Source organism: Campylobacter lari, from assembly GCF_900638335.1.
Taxonomy (GTDB): Bacteria; Campylobacterota; Campylobacteria; order Campylobacterales; family Campylobacteraceae; genus Campylobacter_D; species Campylobacter_D lari_E.
The window spans coordinates 857,758-877,488 of the sequence record NZ_LR134508.1; the positions used below are offsets into that span (position 1 = coordinate 857,758).

Annotated in this window: 18 protein-coding genes; 6 read left to right on the plus strand and 12 right to left on the minus strand. The window is 29.5% G+C overall.

Features of this window, described 5'->3' with window-relative positions; genetic code table 11:
• The first annotated feature begins 3 nt into the window (after positions 1–3).
• Positions 4–768 carry a transporter substrate-binding domain-containing protein gene (locus tag EL235_RS04470; protein ID WP_039626322.1) on the plus strand — a complete coding sequence of 255 codons (765 nt, stop codon included), beginning with the start codon at positions 4–6 and terminating at the stop codon, positions 766–768.
• Here the strand turns inward: EL235_RS04470 and EL235_RS04475 are convergent.
• Positions 765–1,547 (minus strand): amino acid ABC transporter permease, encoded by a 783-nt coding sequence (locus EL235_RS04475; protein WP_114640376.1) that lies wholly within the window; start codon positions 1,545–1,547, stop codon positions 765–767. The genes EL235_RS04470 and EL235_RS04475 overlap by 4 nt on opposite strands.
• Positions 1,548–1,556: 9 nt before the next feature.
• A complete protein-coding gene (gene ppk2 / locus EL235_RS04480; protein WP_052243291.1) occupies positions 1,557–2,381 on the minus strand; it encodes a polyphosphate kinase 2 in 825 nt (274 codons plus the stop codon).
• Positions 2,382–2,471: 90 nt separating this feature from the next.
• Here ppk2 and dsbD point away from each other — a divergent pair, with 90 nt between their 5' ends.
• Together dsbD and EL235_RS04490 are read left to right on the plus strand one after the other, a co-directional pair.
• On the plus strand, positions 2,472–4,166 hold the full coding sequence (gene dsbD, locus EL235_RS04485) for a protein-disulfide reductase DsbD (RefSeq protein WP_126340893.1): 1,695 nt from the start codon (positions 2,472–2,474) through the stop codon (positions 4,164–4,166).
• Entirely contained in the window at positions 4,163–4,816 is a 654-nt protein-coding gene (locus tag EL235_RS04490) for an MOSC domain-containing protein (protein ID WP_126340894.1), read from the plus strand. Before dsbD ends, EL235_RS04490 begins: the two co-directional genes overlap by 4 nt.
• Here the strand turns inward: EL235_RS04490 and EL235_RS04495 are convergent.
• A complete protein-coding gene (locus EL235_RS04495) occupies positions 4,809–5,984 on the minus strand; it encodes an NAD(P)/FAD-dependent oxidoreductase (protein ID WP_164717492.1) in 1,176 nt (391 codons plus the stop codon). The genes EL235_RS04490 and EL235_RS04495 overlap by 8 nt on opposite strands.
• Before the next feature lie 102 nt (positions 5,985–6,086).
• On the opposite strand from EL235_RS04495, the gene EL235_RS04500 reads away from it, so the two are divergent.
• Positions 6,087–7,451, plus strand: a complete 1,365-nt coding sequence (locus EL235_RS04500; RefSeq protein WP_039626328.1) for a sodium-dependent transporter — start codon at positions 6,087–6,089, stop codon at positions 7,449–7,451.
• Here EL235_RS04500 and EL235_RS04505 read toward each other — a convergent pair.
• The 5 genes from EL235_RS04505 to EL235_RS04525 form a co-directional block, all read right to left on the minus strand.
• Positions 7,422–8,306 carry a pyridoxal-phosphate dependent enzyme gene (locus tag EL235_RS04505; RefSeq protein ID WP_039627497.1) on the minus strand — a complete coding sequence of 295 codons (885 nt, stop codon included), beginning with the start codon at positions 8,304–8,306 and terminating at the stop codon, positions 7,422–7,424. The two genes, EL235_RS04500 and EL235_RS04505, sit on opposite strands and share 30 nt — an antisense overlap.
• On the minus strand, positions 8,293–9,243 hold the full coding sequence (locus EL235_RS04510) for an OmpA family protein (RefSeq protein WP_039626330.1): 951 nt from the start codon (positions 9,241–9,243) through the stop codon (positions 8,293–8,295). Before EL235_RS04510 ends, EL235_RS04505 begins: the two co-directional genes overlap by 14 nt.
• Positions 9,230–10,561, minus strand: a complete 1,332-nt coding sequence (locus EL235_RS04515) for a MotA/TolQ/ExbB proton channel family protein (RefSeq protein ID WP_039626332.1) — start codon at positions 10,559–10,561, stop codon at positions 9,230–9,232. The genes EL235_RS04510 and EL235_RS04515 overlap by 14 nt, the downstream gene beginning before the upstream one ends.
• Positions 10,562–10,636: 75 nt before the next feature.
• Complete coding sequence (gene fbaA, locus EL235_RS04520; protein WP_126340896.1) at positions 10,637–11,701, minus strand: class II fructose-bisphosphate aldolase; 1,065 nt, start codon at positions 11,699–11,701, stop codon at positions 10,637–10,639.
• Positions 11,701–12,516, minus strand: a complete 816-nt coding sequence (locus EL235_RS04525; RefSeq protein ID WP_039626336.1) for a major antigenic peptide/PpiC-type peptidyl-prolyl cis-trans isomerase — start codon at positions 12,514–12,516, stop codon at positions 11,701–11,703. Before EL235_RS04525 ends, fbaA begins: the two co-directional genes overlap by 1 nt.
• Positions 12,517–12,595: 79 nt before the next feature.
• On the opposite strand from EL235_RS04525, the gene nth reads away from it, so the two are divergent.
• Positions 12,596–13,222 (plus strand): endonuclease III, encoded by a 627-nt coding sequence (nth, locus tag EL235_RS04530; protein ID WP_126340897.1) that lies wholly within the window; start codon positions 12,596–12,598, stop codon positions 13,220–13,222.
• Between the two features lie 23 nt (positions 13,223–13,245).
• Here the strand turns inward: nth and gltS are convergent, their stop codons facing one another.
• From gltS to EL235_RS04550, 4 genes are all read right to left on the minus strand, one after another.
• Positions 13,246–14,454, minus strand: coding sequence for a sodium/glutamate symporter (gltS, locus tag EL235_RS04535; protein WP_039626340.1), 1,209 nt, complete (start codon positions 14,452–14,454; stop codon positions 13,246–13,248).
• A gap of 115 nt (positions 14,455–14,569) precedes the next feature.
• Positions 14,570–15,910 (minus strand): TolC family protein, encoded by a 1,341-nt coding sequence (locus EL235_RS04540; protein ID WP_039626342.1) that lies wholly within the window; start codon positions 15,908–15,910, stop codon positions 14,570–14,572.
• A gap of 1 nt (position 15,911) precedes the next feature.
• Positions 15,912–17,843 (minus strand): ABC transporter permease, encoded by a 1,932-nt coding sequence (locus tag EL235_RS04545; protein ID WP_114640385.1) that lies wholly within the window; start codon positions 17,841–17,843, stop codon positions 15,912–15,914.
• Positions 17,840–18,973: an efflux RND transporter periplasmic adaptor subunit gene (locus tag EL235_RS04550; RefSeq protein ID WP_126340898.1), complete on the minus strand. Its 1,134-nt coding sequence runs from the start codon at positions 18,971–18,973 to the stop codon at positions 17,840–17,842. Before EL235_RS04550 ends, EL235_RS04545 begins: the two co-directional genes overlap by 4 nt.
• A 126-nt stretch (positions 18,974–19,099) precedes the next feature.
• Between EL235_RS04550 and EL235_RS04555 the strand changes: the two genes are divergently transcribed.
• Positions 19,100–19,708, plus strand: coding sequence for a nitroreductase (locus EL235_RS04555; RefSeq protein ID WP_039626348.1), 609 nt, complete (start codon positions 19,100–19,102; stop codon positions 19,706–19,708).
• Positions 19,709–19,731 lie beyond the last annotated feature (23 nt).

A 19,731-nucleotide genomic window follows, 5' to 3' on the forward strand; every position in this document is an offset into this window, starting at 1 on the left:
AACATGAAAAAAATTATTTTACTACTTACATTGTTTTTTACACTCAATGCAAAAGAATTAATCGTGGGTATGGAATTAGCTTATCCTCCTTTTGAAATGAGCGATACTAAAGGTAACCCAAGTGGTATTAGTGTAGAGTTTCTACAAGCTTTTGCTAAAGAAAAAAACTATGATTTAAAAATCCAAAACATAGCTTGGGATGGACTTATACCTGCTTTAAGAACTCAAAAAATAGATCTCATCATGTCTTCTATGAGTATAAGCGAACAAAGAAAAAAAGTAATAGATTTTACCTTGCCTTATGCTAAGGCAAATTTAGCGATATTAAGCGCTAAAAAATCAAATATTAATTCCATAGAAGATTTAAATCAAAAAGGGAAAATCCTTGCTTTAAAAAGAGGTTCAAGTGCGCATTTGTATGCTCAAAAAAATCTTAAAAATGCAAAAATCTTAGTATTTGATAAAGAAAATGCGGCTATTTTAGAAGTCATTCAAGCAAAAGCTGATGCTTTTATTTATGATCAAATGAGCATTTATAAAGCATGGAAAAAACATCCTGAGCAAACAAAAGCTATTTTTACTCCTTTTGAAAAAACACCTGAGCAATGGGCCATAGCTTTGAATAAAAACAATACCAAATTAAAAGAAGAGCTCAATGAGTTTATTTTAAAATCTAAAGAAAATGGTTTTTTTGATAAACTAAGTCAAAAATACCTCAAAGATATGCAAGAAGTTTTCAAAGAACAAAAGCTTGAGTTTTTCTTTTAAGAAAAACTCTTCTCAAGCTTTCTTGAAAACACAGAAATAGGTAAAGTTAAAATCAAATAACAAAGTGCTAAAGGAATGTAAATTTCTAAAGTTGAAAAAGTGAATGCATTGATTTCTTGAGCGTTTTGCGTTAGTTCTGAAATAGCTATAACACTTAAAAGGGAGCTATCTTTAATCAAATTACCAAGCTGTCCACTTAGTGGTGCTAAGATATTTTTTAAAGCCTGAGGAAAAATCACGCTTTTATAAATTTCAAACTCACTTAAACCTAGAGCTTTAGCACTTTCATATTGCATTTTATCAACACTTAAAATCCCTGCTCTAAATATCTCACAAATATAAGCACTAGCAAATAAAGCTAAAATCAAAACTCCGCAAACATAACGATTATCAAGCCCCAAATTATCTGCAAAAATGTAATAAATCAATAAAATTTGTACCAGCAAAGGCGTGCCCCTAATAAGTTCTATAAAAACTCTTGCGAACATATTAAAAAGCACAATTTTACAAAGACTCATATAGCACAAAATCAAAGCAAAAACCACACCCGTAATCAAAGACAAAATACTAATAAAAAAACTGGTAAAAAAACCTTGTATCATTTTGTCTTTATATTCATAAATTGCCCCAAAATCAAAATTATAACTAGCACTTAAAAAAGACAAATAAAAAAATAAAAAAAATAAAAAAACCAACAAAAAAGCATTAAATAAAAATACTTTTAGACTAATTTTTTTATGCTCATTAAATTTGCTATGTACTATAAAAAGATAACTCAATTCTATCCCTTATTTTTTATCAAATTTTTTAAGTTTTTCATCATTTAAGCTAAGCTCCATTTTACGAATTTCCTCCTCACCACTACGCACTAATTTTTTATCGTATTTAAAATACTTATCTTTAATTTTATTTGGATATTCTAAAATACTTAACAAATATTTAAATAAATTTATTCTTGCCTTCTTCTTATTATCTGAATTAATAATCACCCAAGGACATTTTGGAGTATTGGAAGCTAAAAGCATAGAATATTTTGCTAGGGTATATTTGTCCCACAATTCTTGGGATTTCTCATCAACAGGAGAAAGTTTGTATTGCTTAAGAGGATCTTTTCTTCTTTGCTCAAAACGCCTTTTTTGCTCTTGCTTAGAAACTGAAAAATAAAATTTGAAAAATAAAATCCCACTATCAAGTAACATTTCTTCAAAAGAAGCTACTTCGCGTAGGAATTTTTTATGCTCACTTGGAGTACAAAAACCCATCACAGGTTCAACTCCTGCTCTGTTATACCAAGATCTATCAAAGATTACTATTTCACCAGCAGCGGGCAAATGCGTCACATAACGCTGAAAATACCACTGAGTTTTCTCCACATCGCTTGGTTTTTCAAGCGCTACCACACGACAACCTCTAGGATTTAAATGCTCAATTAATCTTTTGATAGCACCACCCTTTCCTGCCGCATCGCGCCCTTCGATTAAAATCAAAACCTTTAAACCTTTATCTTTAACATAATTTTGAAATTTTAAAAGTTCAATTTGTAGTCTTTTAAGCTCACTTTCATATTCAAGAGTTGATTTTTTTATCTTGATGAGAGTAAATTTTTTATCCATGGCAAACCTCTTAATTTAGGATAATTATTAACTTAAATTTACCACAAATAAGTAAAATATCATATTATTTATTTTATTTTTGAGGAAAAAATGCGTTTTTTAATAGTATTTTTATTTTTTTTTAATTTCATTTTTGCCAACAATGGAGTTTTATCACTCAATGAAGCCTTTAAGCTTAATTCTTATAGTAATAACCAAGGAATTATTTTAAAAATCAATCTTGCAGATAGAATTTATCTTTACAAAGATCAAATCAAAGTAGAATTAGACTCTAATAACATTACTTCTTTATTAAATTTCCCACAAACTCAAACTAGAGAAAACAAAGAAGTAATTTTCAGCCAACTCGAACTTTTCATACCTCAATTATTGTTAGATGATTTTATTAAAAATAACAAGGCAAAACTTTCCCTAGCTTATCAGGGTTGCTCAGAAGAAGGTTTATGCTATCGTCCTGTATATGTAAATTATGAACTTGATAGACAAAATGGAATTTATACTATAAAATCGACCAAAGATCAATTTAAAAAGCAAAATGAAGATGAGCAAATTGCCAATGATTTAAGCACGCAAAATATATTTATCACACTTTTAACTTTTTTTGGTTATGGCTTATTATTAGCACTTACTCCTTGTATTTTACCAATGATACCTATTCTTTCTTCATTAATCGCAATGAAACTCAAAGATAAACCATCTAAAAAACATAGCTTTTATTTATCTTTTATCTATGTCTTTTTTATGTCTTTAGCTTATGCTATAGCAGGTGCTTTAGTAGGACTTGCAGGAGCTAATGTGCAAGGTTTATTACAACAACCTTGGATTATCATTACTTTTGCAAGTATTTTTGTATTGCTCTCACTTTCTATGTTTGGTCTTTATGAATTACAACTGCCACTTAAATTTCAAAATTTTATCAATAAAAAAATAGAAGGCAAAAACGGGGTTTTTGGTATAGCTATCATGGGCTTTTTATCAGCTCTAATTGTAGGACCTTGCGTGGCTGCACCTTTAGCAGGGGCTTTGCTTTATATTACTAATAGTGGCGATGTATTTTTAGGAGGACTTTCTTTATTTGTGATGAGTTTTGGTATGGGTATGCCTTTACTTTTAATAGGACTTGGAGGAAGTTTTTTAAAAAGCGGAGCTTGGATGCTTAAGATAAAGATTTTCTTTGGATTTATCATGCTCATCATGGCAGTTTGGATGCTAGAAAGAATACTTAGTGCAAACATCATTTTAATGCTTTATGGGGTTATAGGGGTATTTTTTGCTAGCTTTATGGGGCTATTTGATGAAGCAAAAACTAATTTTGATAAATTTAAAAAAGCAAGTATGATTTTAATTTTAGCTTATAGCTTAAGTCTAATTTTAGGTGGCTCAATGGGCTCAAAAAGCTTGCTAAAACCTCTTGAGTTTAACCTTGCTTCAAAAGAAAATAGCTCTAGTTTAAGTTTTAAAACCATCAAAAATTTAAAAGAGCTTGAGCAAGAATTACAAAATTCTACTAAACCAGTCATGCTTGAATTTACAGCTACTTGGTGTGAAAACTGCAAACTTTTAGAAGAATACACTTTTACAGATACGAAAGTACAAAATTTACTTGTTAATTACACACTTTTAAAAGCAGATGTAACACATAATGACCAAGAAGATTTAGCTCTTATGAAAGAATTTGGAGTTTTTGGACCTCCTGTAATGATATTTTTTAACAAAGGCGAAGAAAAAGGACGCATTATAGGCTATGTGGATGCAAATGAGTTTTTAAATAAAATTCCCCGATGAGTTCCATTAAATCTTTACAAATTGGCAAAATCAAAAATTACAACACATTTCATTCAGCTTTTATTAAAGATATCTATTTAAATTCTTTACAAATCTACACAGATCATATTCTTGATAACGAAATAGCTGATAAAATTCATCATGGAAATTTGGAAAAAGTTGTTTTTGCAAATAGTGTTGAAAATTATACTTTATGGAATAATTATTTAAACAAATACTTAAATTTTGGAGAAATGGGAGAAAATTTAAGTATTGAAGGTTTAGATGAAAATAAAGTTTGCTGTGGAGATATACATGAAATAGGTACTTGTATTTTACAAGTAAGTCAACCACGTAAACCTTGTTTTAAGATTTCTAGCATACATAAGTACTCAAATTTTACTCAAGAAATTTTTAAAAGTGGAAAAACAGGCTGGTACTATAGAGTTTTAAAAGAAGGAATAATAAATAAAAATGAGAAAATCAAAATTTTACAAAAAGATAAAACCGACTTAAGTATTATGGAATTAAATCAATTATTTTTCAATCCTTTTGAAAATTTAAACTCTTTAGAAAAATTAGAAAAAATTTCCACCCTAGCAAAAGGATGGAAAGAAAGTATTTATGCTAGATTAAATCATACTTATGATAATTCTTACATGTTTATTTAAAAAAACCTTTAATTCCTATAAGCTGATATTGCCATAGCTTTTCTATAAAAATTTTAAGTTTTATTGCTAAAAAGCCACTAATTGGCTTATGTAAAACCGTTCCAACTGCATAATCATTTCCGATAGAACAAACAGTATTCCCACTTATAAAAGAAAATTCTTGCTTAAATTCTTTCTCATCAATCATAGCCATTAAAGCTTTGGCTACATAAGCTCCTTCTCTTAATGCAAGCTGGGCTGTTGGAGGATAAGGGGTATTGGTTTTAGGATTTTTAAATAAACTATTATCACCTATAAAAAAGTATTTTGATGGATTTTCAATATTTAAAGGATGCATGAAAGCATCTACTTCTATACGCGATCTTGCATTTGGAAAATCAGAGCTATTTTCTATAACACTATTACCTCTAACCCCTGCAGTCCAAATGATAGTATTAGCTTTAATAAATTCTCCCCCATCAAGTCTTATACCATTTTTTTCACATTCTATGATTTTAGATTTTTCATATACTTTCACACCAAGTGCTTCTAGTCTTTGCCTTGCTTTTAAAGCCAAACTTTTATCAAACATAGGTAAAATTTGATCCATAGCTTCAATAATAGAAAGCTCTAATTTCTCATAAGCAATTTGCTCTTTTTGACAAAAGAGTTTAAGCTCTTTAGCTAAAGAAGCTACAAATTCAACCCCGCTTAAGCCCCCACCACAAACTGTGATTTTTAAATCATCTTCATTTTGAGTGGTTTTATAATTTTTTATTTTCTCATATATTATTTCATTAATTTTTAAAGCATTTTCATAATTATCTATACTCAAAGCATATTCTTGCATACCTTTAATACCGAAAGTTTCTTTAGCAAAACCAAGCCCACATACTAAAATATCAAAGTCAAATTCATTATTTTTAGTAAAAACTTTATCTTTAGAAATTTTTAAAACTTCATCTTGGATAAAGTTAATTTTTGGATTTAATAAAGGCAAAAGATCATATTTTGAACTATAAATATCTTCATTGGAAGCTACTTTGTGTAGTAAAATAGTATGATAATGATAAGAATTGTTATTAATCAAACTCACTTGTGCTTTTTCAAAAAACTCATCAGGTAAGGCTTTTATAGCCGATAAAGTAGCATATCCTGCACCTAAAAACAAAATTTTCTTTTTTTGCATGGATTTTCCTTTAATTTGATAAAAAAATAAATAAAAATTTGGCATAATGGTATTATTTTTTATCTTAAAATATTTTTTATTTAAATTTAGCAAGGAAAAAGTATGCAAAGACAAACTTGGAGCAATACGCTAACTTATATCCTTACAGTAGCAGGAGCGACTATTGGTTTTGGAGCCACTTGGCGTTTTCCATACTTAGTAGGTGAAAATGGAGGCGGTGCTTATGTTTTAGCCTTTTGTATAGCTATGATTTTTATAGGAATTCCTGTGATTTTGGTTGAAAATGTTATAGGAAGACGCAGAATGCTAAATTCAGTCGATGCTTTTGGCGGAAAAACAAGTGATGGGGTTAAAATATCCAATTCTTGGCAAGGTGTTGGCTACATGGGGCTTTTAGGTAGTTTTGGAATCATGGCTTATTATATGGTAATAGGCGGATGGGTTTTAGCTTATATTTTTAAAATTATCATAGGTGATTTTAATCTTTCAAGTCCCATTAATGCTCAATATACAAGCGAATTTTATAACTCTACCATAGAAAATAATCCTTTGTTAATAGGAATTTTTACTACTATATTCGTAATAATTAACTGGATTATCTTAAAAAAAGGTGTGATTGATGGCATAGAAAAGTCAGTAAAATACCTTATGCCGTTTTTATTTATCTGTCTTTTGGTTGTTGTTGCACGTAATTTAACTCTTGAAGGAGCAAGTGAGGGTGTGAAATTTTACCTTACTCCTGATCTTTCCAAAATCACTCCTAAGTTGTTTATAGATGTTTTAGGACAAGTATTTTTTGCCCTATCTTTGGGTTTTGGTGTAATGATAACCTTATCATCTCACCTTAAAAAAAATGAGAATTTAATCAAAACTTCTGTTTATACAGGAATTTTAAATACTCTTATAGCAGTGCTTGCTGGATTTATGATTTTCCCAGCTTTATTTAGCGTAGGTTTAACCCCTGATAGTGGGCCATCTTTGGTTTTTAAAACCCTACCTGTTGCATTTTCACATATACCTTTTGGAAGTATAATTTGCGTGTTTTTCTTTTTGCTTTTAATCATCGCTGCACTTACCACAAGCTTGCCAATTTATCAAGTAATCATTAGTGTTTTGGAGGAAAAATTTAAACTAGCTAAAAATACCGCCATCAATCTAACACTTGGAAGTATTTTTGTCTTGGGAAATTTACCATGCATACTTACCTATGGTCCTTTAAGAGATATTACCATCATAAAAGGAAAAAATATTTTTGATAGCTTTGATTTTATTAGTGGAAATATATTCTTTGTTTTAACTGCATTTTGTTGTTGTATTTATGTAGGTTGGATACTTAAAAAAGATGCTATTTATGAACTTTCTAATCAAAATACCCTAAAAGGAAATATTTTTAAATTATGGTATTACTATGTTAAGTTTATCATACCTTTGATTATCTTAGTGATTTTTTATTTTGGAATTTTTTAATTTATACTCATAACGCTTTAACATGCTTATATTTCCTTCAAGGCCTCCTTGATGGATATATAAGATTTTTCCACCAAGTTGCTCTTTATGAGCTAATAAAGTTTTAAAACCCACCATATCATAAAGCAAATCAAACTCCACTCTGCATTCTTTTTTTAAATCCCTATAAAGCTCATAAAATTCCAAATAAGGCTTAGCAAAATGATATTTTTTGGGTGGATTTAGTATGGTTAAATTATTAAAATCATAATTTGGCTCTAAGTTTAAAATTTGTTCTTTTAAATACACACTATCTCCCACACAAGCACATGTAAAAACTTTAAATTTACTATATTTAGCCAAAAAAGCCGCAGAAGTTCCTGTGCCTGAGGGTAAAAAAATACTTACATTTTCATTCAACTGTTCACTAAGCTCTAAGGCTAGTTGTTGGTATCCAAATTCAGCTTCTTTTATAGCCACACCCTCTTCTATAAAAACATCACCATCTTTTTTTAAAGCTAAAGCTTGCGATCTTCTTGTAGGATAATTTATATTTTCTATCAACTCCACATTGTGTTTTAATGCAAATTCTAAATTTCCATGGGGATTTTCTTTTAAAAAAGAGCTTATTTTTTCACAAACAAAAATAAGTGAAAAATCATTTTCGTAACAAAACTTAGCTAAAGCAACTAAAGCATTACTTTGAGAAGAACCAAAAGAAATAAATCTTTGTCCTTTTTTAAATAAATGTTTATTTTTTTCAAATAAGGCTAGTTTTCTAGCCTTATTTCCATTAATATAACCTAGTAAATCATCTCTTTTGAGTAAAAATTCAAAATCTTTGTATTTTAAAACATCAATTCTACTTGCTATCAAGGTATTTTTCAACTTTTTCTAAAGCATTATTTGTATTGATATTAAACTTAATCTCTATTCTACGGCTTGCTTCTTTATCTTCTTTACCATCTTTCATAATCACATCAGAATAAGACCTACCACTTGCCATTAAAAGTTTTTGCAATCTTGGATCTTTATAAAATGAGTGTATAAAACTCATCACAGCATAAGCTCTCTTTTGCGATAAATCAAGATTATATATATAAGAACCTGCACTATCTGTATGACCTTCTATGACTATGTTTTCTATGCTATTTAAGATGTTTTCATCTTTTAAAATATTGTCAAAATACTGCGTTAAAATCGCTTTTAAATTCTCTTTTGCTTGAGCTTTTAGCGTAAAAGAATTTGTATCAAAAAGCACTTCAGAAGGTAACACTATCGCCCCTGTGTTAGAATCTAGGGTAATATTAGTATCAAATTTAGCTTGAAGATTTTTAATAGTATTTTCTTTGATTAAACCTAGTTCTTTGATTTTACTTTTTGCCTCATCAAAATTACGCTCTAATTCTTTGATTTCTTCATCTTTTTTGTTTAATCTCTCAAGCAAAGCAAAAATTTGCTGATCTTTTTCATCTAAACTTGAATTTAAATCTTGATTAAGTTTAGTAATATTAGCCTCTAAAGCCTGTTTTTGCTTATTAACATCATCAAGCGTACTTGAAGTATTATTTAATTTTTGGCTAAGATTTTTTAAAATATCTTCTTTTTGGTTTAATTCCTCTTTGTTTTCTCTTAAGCGCTCTTCTTGTTTTTGTAGATTTTCTTTTATGATTTGTAAATCACTTTGAGTTAAAACATACTTAACAACTATAGCTCCAATAAGCAAAATAAATACAAAAAGCAAGCCCGCCATTAAATCTGCATAAGCTATCCAAAAATTATTTTCTTCATTGTTAGAATTATTTTTTATCATCTATTTTTTCATCTTCTTTTTGATTTTCAAGCTTTGCAATAACTTGTGTAGTTTGCTCATCTAATTCTTTGCTTTCTTCTTTAAATTCTTGCATTAGTGAAATTTTTTCATCAATATTTTTTTCATCTTCATATGCTTCTTTAAAAGTATGCATACCTTCTATAATACTTGCTCTAAAGCCTTCAAAAAGCTTAGTTTGATTATCAAGCATAAGATTTTGATATTTTTCAATATTATTTGAAAAATTATTCACCTTTTCATCTAAAGCACTCACGCTTTTATCTAAATGCACAATCTTATCTGAGCTCACATCTAAAAGCCTGTTGTATTGTTCTGAAATTCTTAAAGTTAAATCTTTTATGTTTGAATTTAGCATATTAACTGCATTTGCAATCTCGCTGTAAGTTTTAACTATATCTTTTTGCTCTCTTTGGGTTTTAGATAAATCACTCATAGTTTGTTTTACATGCTCACTGCTTAATCTTACAGCTTTTTCCTCAGCATTTACAAGCTCTTGAAAAACTTTGAATTTTCTATCTATTGTATTATCTAATTCTTTAAAAAATTCCTCATTGCTTACATGTTCAAAAATCGTGCCTATTTTTTCAAAATGTTGCAAACTTTCTTGAAGATACTTTCTATCAATTTCTTCTTTAGACCAGAAAAAATCGCTTGTTGCGTTTTTTTGACGATTTAGAAGTTTTTGAAATTTACTACTGCCGTATTTTTCAAAAAATATCCACCAAAGTGCTAAGAAAATTCCATAAATTGATACATAAAAGGCTGTTCCTACTCCATTTAATAAAACTGAAATTTCTTGTTCTAAGCCTGCTGTATCGCTTGAATTAAAATTTGGCATAGACATAGCTATGCTTATGAAAGTTCCTAAAATACCAAGCATAGGAAAAATAGCTGCACCTACAGAAGCAAAATTTTCATTTCTTAAATCTTTCACATAAGCATAAGCAAAATCATCAAAACTAGCATTTGATTTTGTTTCTTTACCTATAACTAAAAAATGCTTCATAATATAACGTTTTAATATAAGCTTAAACTCATCTTTTTGTTGCTCAAAAATACTTGAAGCATAATCAGCACTATGTCTAGCAAAGATCAAAGCCACCAAAAAGATAATCCCTATCATTACAACACTATGTAATTCTACTTTAAAATCAATCTTTCCAAAATATCCTAAAAGTACTAAAATATATAATATAGCAGGGATAAATATAATCTTTAAATAAGCAACAATTCCTGTACTACCTTTTCCCTCAGGCAATACAAGATCAGAAAAATCATCAGTTGTTTTAACTTCCATTTTATAAACCTTTGTTAATTTTACTCTAAAAACTTGAAATCTTCACAGGAAAATCAACTAAGAGTTATAAAACTCTTAGTTTCTATCAATACAGTTTAAATCACTAAAAGCACATTCTAAGCGTTTGATCATACTTTCTTCACCCACTCTAAGCCATACTCTTGGATCATAGTATTTTTTATTTGGCTTATCATCGCCTTCAGGATTACCAATTTGTCCTTGCAAATAAGCCTTATTTTTAAGCTCATATTCTCTAACACCATCCCAAAAAGCCCATTGTGTATCTGTATCAATATTCATCTTAATCACACCATAGTTAAGCGCAGCTTTAATATCTTCTATATCACTACCACTACCACCATGGAAAACAAAATTAATTGGTTTTTCTTCGCCAAGATTGAATTTTTCTTTTACATAATTTTGAGAGTTTTTAAGAATTTCTGGTCTTAAAATCACATTTCCTGGTTTATACACCCCATGTACATTACCAAAACTAGCTGCAATTGAAAATCTATTGCTAATTTTAGAAAGTCTCTCATAAGCTAGAGCTACATCTTCAGGCTGAGTGTATAATTTTGCATTATCAATATTAGTATTATCCACCCCGTCTTCTTCACCACCTGTACATCCTAACTCAAGCTCCAAAGAAATCCCAAGCTCAGACATTTGTTTTAAATAATTTTCACAAGTGCTTAGATTACTTTCTAAATCCTCTTCGCTTAAATCAATCATATGAGAGCTAAACAAAGGCTTGCCTGTTTCTTTTTTAAACTCAATATTTGCATCAATCAAAGCATCAATCCAAGGAAGCAGTTTTCTAGCAGCATGATCTGTGTGTAAAATCACCGGAACTCCATAAGCTTTTGCCATTAAATGCACATGTCTTGCACCGCTTATAGCACCAAGCACATCAGCTTTTGGACAAGCTTTTCCTGCTACAAATTTGGCTCCTCCATTTGAAAACTGAATAATCACAGGTGAATTAACTTTTTTAGCACTTTCTAAAACCGCATTGATAGAGTTTGTCCCCACGACATTTACCGCAGGGATAGCAAATCCTTCTTTTTTTGCATGATTATATACGATATTTAGATCATCGCCACTCAAAACACCTGGCTTAACAAGATCTAATACACCCATTATTTATATTCCACTTTTGCTTTTTGAAGAAGTTCTTGAGCTTTTTTATTCATAAGTTCTTTAAATTCTTCCATTTTGATATTGCTTTCAATACCTGCTTTTACTTCATTATAGCTCATAGTACTTTTTGCTCTAGCATCTTCTTTTAAGATAATATGATATCCAAAATCACTCTTTACAGGTGTTTTAGAAATAGTACCTTTTTTCATAGAAAAAGCTGCATCGGCAAATGGTTTTACCATAGTTGATTCAGCAAACCAACCAAGATCACCACCTTGAGCTGAAGAACCTTTGTCGATTGATTTTTCTTTTGCAAGTTGAGTAAATTTATCATTTAAAGCTTTACCACTTAATTTGCTAAGTTGGGCGATGATATCTTTAGCTTCTTTTTCACTAGTTACTAAGATGTGCTTAGCTTTTACTTGAGCTGGTTTAGTGAATTTATCTTTATTTGCTTCATAGAATTTTTTAGCTTTAGTATCATTATTTTTAATTGAATCAAAAATTTTCTTTTGATAGATATTTACCAAAATAGCTTCTTTAGCACGCTCTAATTCTTCTTTATATGAAGGATCATTTTCTATTTTTTGAGCTTTAGCATCTTTTAATACAAGTTGTTGAACGATATATTGATCAATAATTGCTTTTTTTTGCTCAGCTGGCAAATCAGCGATTTTAGCACCTCTTAACATAGGAGCAAAAAACTCATTCACTTCTGTATCACTGATATTGTTTCCATCAAGGGTTGCAACCACCGCAGCATTTAAACTTAAACCTGTTAATAAAGCCGCAGCAACTAAAGAAATTTTTTTCATTGTTTTTCCTTTTGAAATAATTTTGTTGATTTTATTATATCTAAACTTTATTTAAAGCCGATTAACATACAATAAGTTTATGAAAAGAAATTTAGAAATTAAAAAATTATTTTTAGAGCATTTTGAACAAGCAAAAACGGAATTAGTTTTTAGTAATGCTTACGAGCTTATAGTTTGTGTTATGCTTTCAGCTCAATGCACTGACAAAAGGGTTAATCTCATCACACCGGCTTTATTTAAAGCTTATCCTAGTGTACAAGATTTAGCTAAGGCAAACTTAACATCTTTGAAACTTTTGATTAATTCTTGCTCATTTTATAATAATAAAGCACAAAATTTAATCAAAATGGCTCAAACAGTTTGTGAGCAATTTAATGGTGAGATCCCCATGAATGAGCATGATTTAAAGACTCTAGCAGGAGTAGGACAAAAAACTGCACATGTAGTGATGATAGAATGGTGCGGGGCTAATTGCATGGCTGTAGATACACATGTATTTAGAGTTTCACACAGACTTAATCTTAGCAAAGCCAAAACCCCTGAAGAAACTGAAAAAGACTTAACTAAAATTTTTAAAGACAACCTAAACTATCTTCATCAAGCTATGGTGCTTTTTGGACGCTATACATGTAAGGCTAAAAATCCTTTATGTAAAGAGTGCTTTTTGAAACATTTATGCAAGAGTAAAGATAAAAAATTAATCTAGCACTAATTTAGTGCTAGATTAATTTAATGAAAGAATGGTAGATACAAGAAAGCATTAATCACTAAGGCATTTACTATATCTATAAAAAACGCACCTACTAAAGGCACAATAATAAATGCCATATGGCTCATACCATAGTGATTTGTTACAGTTTGCATATTTACCATAGCTGTTGGAGTAGCGCCTAAACCAAAACCACAATGACCTGCTGCCAAAACCGCTGCATCATAGTCTTTTCCACATACCCTAAAGGTTACAAATATAGCAAAAGCAGCCATCATAGCAACTTGCACTACTAAAATTACTAACATCGGTAGAGCAAGGGTAACTAGATCCCAAAGATTAATAGTCATTAATGCTAAAGCCAAGAATAAAGACAAGCTTACATTACCTAAAACTGATACTTCTCTATCAAACACATGGTGAATTTTTGTAGCTGATAAAACATTTCTTAAAACAACACCTACAAAAAGACAATATACAAAAGTTGGTAAAGTAAAACCTGTATTTGTCTTAATATAAGTAGATAAAGCACTACCTATTAATAAACACAAAGCAATCAATGCTAAAGACTCTATAAAAGAAGATGGAGTGATTAATCTTTCTTTTTCTGGAGATTGGAAATTCAAAATTGCATCTTTATCATCATTTTGTTTTGGAACCACTAATTTATGCTTATTAACCAAATATCTTGCAACAGGACCGCCTATGATACCACCTGAGATAAGTCCAAAAGTAGCACAAGCAATAGCAACAGTAGTTGCACTAGAATACAAATAAGGCTCTTTGATAAATTCAGCCGCCCAAGCTGCACCTGTACCATGACCACCACTCATTGTAACAGAACCTGCTATAAGCCCCATTAGTGGATTTTGCCCCATAGCGCTTGCAACACCTATACCAACTATATTTTGTGCAAAAAGCAAGCCAACTACTACCACCAAAAAAATCGCTAATTTTCTACCACCTTTTTTTAATGAAGCAAAATCAGCTAACAAACCAATACTTGAGAAAAATGCAAGCATTAGTGGATCTTTCATAGATTCATCAAATTTAATGTCTAATGAAAAAGAACTATGTAAGATTAAAAGAATAATCGCAGCTATTCCACCACCAACAACTGGTTCAGGGATATTATAATCACGAAGAAATTTTACCCTTTTAATGACAAAAACGCCCAAAAGCAGTACTATAACCATAGTAACTAGCGTTGCATAAAAATCAAATTTCATACCTCTCCTTTGTTTGATTTACTTATCAATTGTAATCTAAATGACTTTAAAAACAACGCAAATAAACACTACTCTTTACTAAGATATTACAAAATGAAACACTTTTAAGTTTATTTTACTTTGAAATCAAGACTATATTATGATATAAATTAACATTTTTAAGCAAAGATAGTTTCGCTCTATTAAGTTCTTGAAGTGAATTAATAAGCAAAGCATCCGCATCAAGATAATCTTTTAGCTCATTACGCCCTAATTCGTATTTTTCAAAATATAATTGTGTAATTTTTGCTTGATTAGTATTAATGTCTTTTACTAAATTTAACAAATCATTATAGTATTTATCATTTTCATAACAAAGCTGAAACTCATGAATAGCTCTTTGCAATGCATCCTTATACTCATATAAGCGTACTTGGTATGCAAATTCAGAAATTTTTACATTTTGTCTTACTCTATAAAAGTCCAAAAATGGTAAATCAATAACAACATTTCCACCTAAGATTAAAAATTTAAAACTCTCATCAAATTTTTTATCACCCCCATCTAAATTTCCCAATATTTTTATGCTAGGTAAAATGCTTTTTTGCACACTTGCATAATCTTTATAAGAAGCCATAAGTTGATTTAGCTTTGCTTGAACTTGTGGTCTATAAGCAAGCATTTTTAACTCTATATTAAAATTAATTTTTTGCAATGAAAAATCTTCGAGAGTATAATTTAGTATTTTATTAATCAAACGCTCATCATCTTTGCCTAGCAAATCTTTTATATTTTTAAGTGTTAAGTCTTTATTTTGCAAATTTGTGATGATATTTTGTTTAGTATTTAATAAAGACTTTTTAATATTTAAAAGATCAATATACTCAACCTTACCATAATTAAATTTAGTAGTATAAATTTCTAGCATTTGCTCAAGATTTTTCAAATGATTGTTTAGTAATCGATCCACATCATTAAAATAAATCAATTCAAAAATGCTATTAATCGCTAAATTAATCGTATCAAGCTCTAAAGAGCGTAACTCATATTCGCTTGCTTTTGCTAAAAATTCAGAACTAGCAACTTGATCTGAAATTTTGCCATATATATCAAGCTCATAATTTAACATAATGCCATTTGAAAAGCTATGTGTTTTTGCACCATTGTTTAAATTTTTTCTTATATTTGCACCTAAATTTCCACTTAAAGTAGGATAAAGATCTAAATTTAAAAGCTTATATCTAGCTAAAGTGCTTAAAAAATTAACCCTTGCTACATTTAAATCTTTATTATTATCCATAATAGCTTTTAAGATATTATTTAAATCTTGATTGTTATATTTTTCCCACCAAGCCTTACTTGCATTAAAATCTTCAAAATATTCTTTTTTTATTTGATCTTGAGATACTTGCTCTAATTTTACACCTACACAAGCATTTAAAAAAAAGGCTACAAAAAATAATAAAAATATTCTCATCTCATTCCTTTGATAAAGCACTAATAGGATTTAAATTTGCTGCATTTTTTGCTGGGAAAAATCCAAAAACCACTCCGATTAAAACCGAACTTAAAAGCCCTAAAAATACTGAATTTAACGAAAGTATCATCGTAAAACCAAAATTTAAAGAATTAAATACTTCAATGATAATAAAAGAAAGCATTACTCCAAAAATAGCTCCCAAAGAACAAATCAATACAGCTTCGATTAAAAATTGCATCAAAATATCCTCTTTTCTAGCCCCAATAGCCATTCTAACTCCAATTTCTCTTGTACGCTCACTTACTGAAACAAGCATGATATTCATCACACCAATACCACCTACTATCAAAGATACCACTGCAATAGAAGAAATAAGTAAAGTCAAAGTAGCAGTATTTTCCTCAATGGCATTTTTAATTGCATCAGAATTTATAGTGAAAAAATCTTTTTTTCCGCGTTTAATCTCTAAAATTTTTACCATAGCCTCTTCAGCTAAAGCAGGATTTATCTCATCTTTTACCTTAGTTACTATGGCTCTTATTTGTTTATCCCCTGTGATTTTATTCATCAAAGTAGAATAAGGAGTATAAATTTTAATAGTATTTTCATCAGCCCTAAAGCCTTTATTATCTCTTTCTTTTTTTAAAACTCCAACTATGGTTAAAGGCTGTTTGTTAAAAATCACACTTTTACCTAAAACATCTTTAGCACTGATACTATCAAATAAAATTCTTAAAGCATTTTCATCTATAATGCAAATATTAGTATTATCTTTTATATCTTCATTATTAATAAATCTACCATCCACCATTACAAAACCTCTAAGTCTTAGATGATTTGGCCCTACTCCATGAATTCTAGCCTGTAAAGAATTATTCTTATAAGTTACAACCCCCACTTTGCCTACATCTGCTTCCACTGCTTCTAAATAAGGCAAAGAACTTAAAGTTTTTAAATCACTTAAATTAAGCCTTGTTCTACCTGATCGAATATCTCCCAAGCCACGCCCTGAAACAACTTCTATGGTATTAGTACCAATAGAGCTAATAGAAGCAAGTATATTTTGTTGAGCTCCAAGTCCTAAAGCAACCACGCAAACTACTGAAGCTATACCTATAATAATACCAAGCATAGTAAGCAAAGAGCGTAGTTTGTGTGCTACAATGGAAGCTATAGACATCTTCAAACTTTCAAAAAGCTGATTTTTAAGTAAATTAAAGCTTTTTTTCTCTTTTGGCATTAACTTAGTTTTTATTTCGTCTGATTTTTTTGCACCATTATCACTTATAATTTTACCATCTTTAATTTCTATAACTCTTTTTGCTCTAGCAGCTATTTCTCTATCATGAGTTACCAAAACTACAGTATGTCCTTGCTCGTTTAGTTTGTTTAAAATTTCTAAAACTATCTTACCACTTTTAGAATCAAGCGCACCCGTTGGCTCATCTGCTAAAATAAGCTCACCACCATTCATCAAAGCTCTTGCTATAGAAACTCTTTGCTGTTGCCCACCACTTAGTTCATTTGGCTTTGATAATTCTTTATGATCAAGCTCTAAGAAAGAAAGTAATTCTTTAGCCTTTTGTGATCTTTCATGTTTGTTTTTACCCGCATAAACAGCAGGCAAAGCAACATTATCTTTAGCATTTAAAAGACTAAGCAAATTATATCTTTGGAAAATAAAACCGATTTTTTCACGTCTAATTCTTGCTTTTTCATCTTTACTTAAATTAGTTACTTCATGTGCATCTAAAAAATATTTTCCACTACTTGGTTCATCAAGCGTGCCTATGATGTTTAAAAGAGAAGTTTTCCCACTACCTGATTGTCCTATAATGGCTACAAATTCTCCCTTTTGAATATAAAGATTAATATTTTCTAAAATAGTTGTATTATTAATCTTTTTTTGTATATTTTCTAAGCATATCATTTTTTATTTTTACCTATAATAACTAAATCACCCTCATTAATACCATCTAAAATTTGAGTATTTAAACTATCTTTAATACCTAATTTAACAGGTGTTTTTACGCTTATATTATTTGTTTTTAAAATTTCTACATAATATCCCTTTGTATCGCTTTTTATAGCCAAAGTTGGTATAACTAAGGTATTATTTTCTGTTTTAATGGCAATTTCATTTTCTGTACTCATACCTATGCGTAAAAAATTATTATTATTTTTTACAAAAACCCTTGCGTAATAATACACAGCGCTAGTGCTAGTACTTGAGTTTGAGTTTAAATTTGTATTACTTGTTGCATCACTTATAGTAGTATTTGCTGGATCTATACTCGAAATAGTTGCTTCGTATTTTTTATCAGGTTCATTTAAAATGCTAAATTTAACCTTTTTACCAACACTGATTTTATTAATATCAGCTTCAGCTATTTGCATACGAATTTCCATTTCACTTAAATCAGCCAAACGCACTATACTTGGTGTATTTTGGTTTGCATTTACAGTTTGACCCTCTTCAACCGCTACATTAATAATCTCACCCTTACTAGGTGCAGTTATAGTAGTATAAGCTAAATCTTTTTGAGCATTTTTTAAAGAAATTTCAAGTTGAGTAGTTTGAGCTTTTAAATCAGCCACATTTGCTCTTAAAGCATAAAAAGTATTTTTAAGATTTTCAAGATTTTCTAAGGAAGTAGCCTTTTTGGCATAAAGCTTTTGCTCTCTTTGGTATTGTTTAGTAGCTATATCAAGGGCAATTTTTTTACTTTCTAAATTTGCCTTTGCGCTTTCAAGTTGAGCTTTGGTAATATCTAAATCATTTTGTTGCTTATCTTTATCAATTTGTGCAATTAAATCACCTTCATTAACATGATCACCTAATTTTACATAAAGTTTAGTAATTTGCCCACTAACTTGCGCACCAACATCAACTTGGGTTTTTGCATAAACTTCGCCAATTGCTTCTATACTTTGAGTAATATCTTGTTTTTTAACTTCATAAGTTAGATAATTATATTCTTCTTTGTTTGCAAAAAAGAAAAAATACACTCCTATAATGAGTATAATCAAAAATACGCCTAAATAAATTATTTTTTTCATTTTAATCCTTTAAAATCATATAATAAAACATTTGTATAAAGTAAAAATAAAATTGTAACAATAAAATATAATTTTAACAATTTTAAAGCTTATAAGATATAAGATAAATCAAAAAAAGGAAAAATAATGCAAGATTATTTAAATTTAATGCAAAATCGCTCTTCGATTAGAACTTATACCCAAGAAAAAATTTCTAAAGAGAATTTAGAATATATCTTAGAATGTGCTAGATTGTCTCCTAGTTCCTTAGGACTTGAACCTTGGAAATTCTTAGTTTTTCAAAAAAATGAACATAAAAAAGAAATTGCTAAAATAGCTAACAATCAAAGCCATGTAGCAAATTGTGCTGCTATTATTGTTGTAACTTCAAGGGCTGATTTTAAAGATTATTTTGAAGAAAAACTGAAAAAGCGTGGCTTAAGCCAAGAAGAATTAAATAAACGCTTACAAACTTATAAGCCATTTTTAGACGCAATGAATTTAGAACAAAGTTTTATTTATGCAAAAGAACAAAGTTATCTTGCTATTGCAAATATTATCAATGCTGCTTATAGTTTAAATTTAGGCTCATGTATTATCGGTGGCTTTGATAAAGATAAAATCAATCAATATTTAGATTTAGACACTACCAAGCAAAGAGTATCCATGCTTATTACTTTAGGACATACCCAAGAAAATACTAGCGTAGAAAAAGCTCGTTTTGCATTTGATGAAGTGGTAGAATTTAAAGATTAATCAAATATCAAAACTCCATTTAA

Coding starts and splice junctions, on each gene's coding strand:
- nth (WP_126340897.1), top strand. CDS start 12,596: ATGAAAAGAAATTTAGAAATTAAAAAATTATTTTTAGAGCATTTTGAA.
- ppk2 (WP_052243291.1), bottom strand. CDS start 2,381: ATGGATAAAAAATTTACTCTCATCAAGATAAAAAAATCAACTCTTGAA.
- EL235_RS04515 (WP_039626332.1), bottom strand. CDS start 10,561: ATGGAAGTTAAAACAACTGATGATTTTTCTGATCTTGTATTGCCTGAG.
- EL235_RS04550 (WP_126340898.1), bottom strand. CDS start 18,973: ATGAAAAAAATAATTTATTTAGGCGTATTTTTGATTATACTCATTATA.
- EL235_RS04510 (WP_039626330.1), bottom strand. CDS start 9,243: ATGATAAAAAATAATTCTAACAATGAAGAAAATAATTTTTGGATAGCT.
- gltS (WP_039626340.1), bottom strand. CDS start 14,454: ATGAAATTTGATTTTTATGCAACGCTAGTTACTATGGTTATAGTACTG.
- EL235_RS04495 (WP_164717492.1), bottom strand. CDS start 5,984: ATGCAAAAAAAGAAAATTTTGTTTTTAGGTGCAGGATATGCTACTTTA.
- EL235_RS04470 (WP_039626322.1), top strand. CDS start 4: ATGAAAAAAATTATTTTACTACTTACATTGTTTTTTACACTCAATGCA.
- EL235_RS04545 (WP_114640385.1), bottom strand. CDS start 17,843: ATGATATGCTTAGAAAATATACAAAAAAAGATTAATAATACAACTATT.
- EL235_RS04540 (WP_039626342.1), bottom strand. CDS start 15,910: ATGAGAATATTTTTATTATTTTTTGTAGCCTTTTTTTTAAATGCTTGT.
- EL235_RS04525 (WP_039626336.1), bottom strand. CDS start 12,516: ATGAAAAAAATTTCTTTAGTTGCTGCGGCTTTATTAACAGGTTTAAGT.
- EL235_RS04490 (WP_126340894.1), top strand. CDS start 4,163: ATGAGTTCCATTAAATCTTTACAAATTGGCAAAATCAAAAATTACAAC.
- EL235_RS04500 (WP_039626328.1), top strand. CDS start 6,087: ATGCAAAGACAAACTTGGAGCAATACGCTAACTTATATCCTTACAGTA.
- fbaA (WP_126340896.1), bottom strand. CDS start 11,701: ATGGGTGTATTAGATCTTGTTAAGCCAGGTGTTTTGAGTGGCGATGAT.
- EL235_RS04555 (WP_039626348.1), top strand. CDS start 19,100: ATGCAAGATTATTTAAATTTAATGCAAAATCGCTCTTCGATTAGAACT.
- dsbD (WP_126340893.1), top strand. CDS start 2,472: ATGCGTTTTTTAATAGTATTTTTATTTTTTTTTAATTTCATTTTTGCC.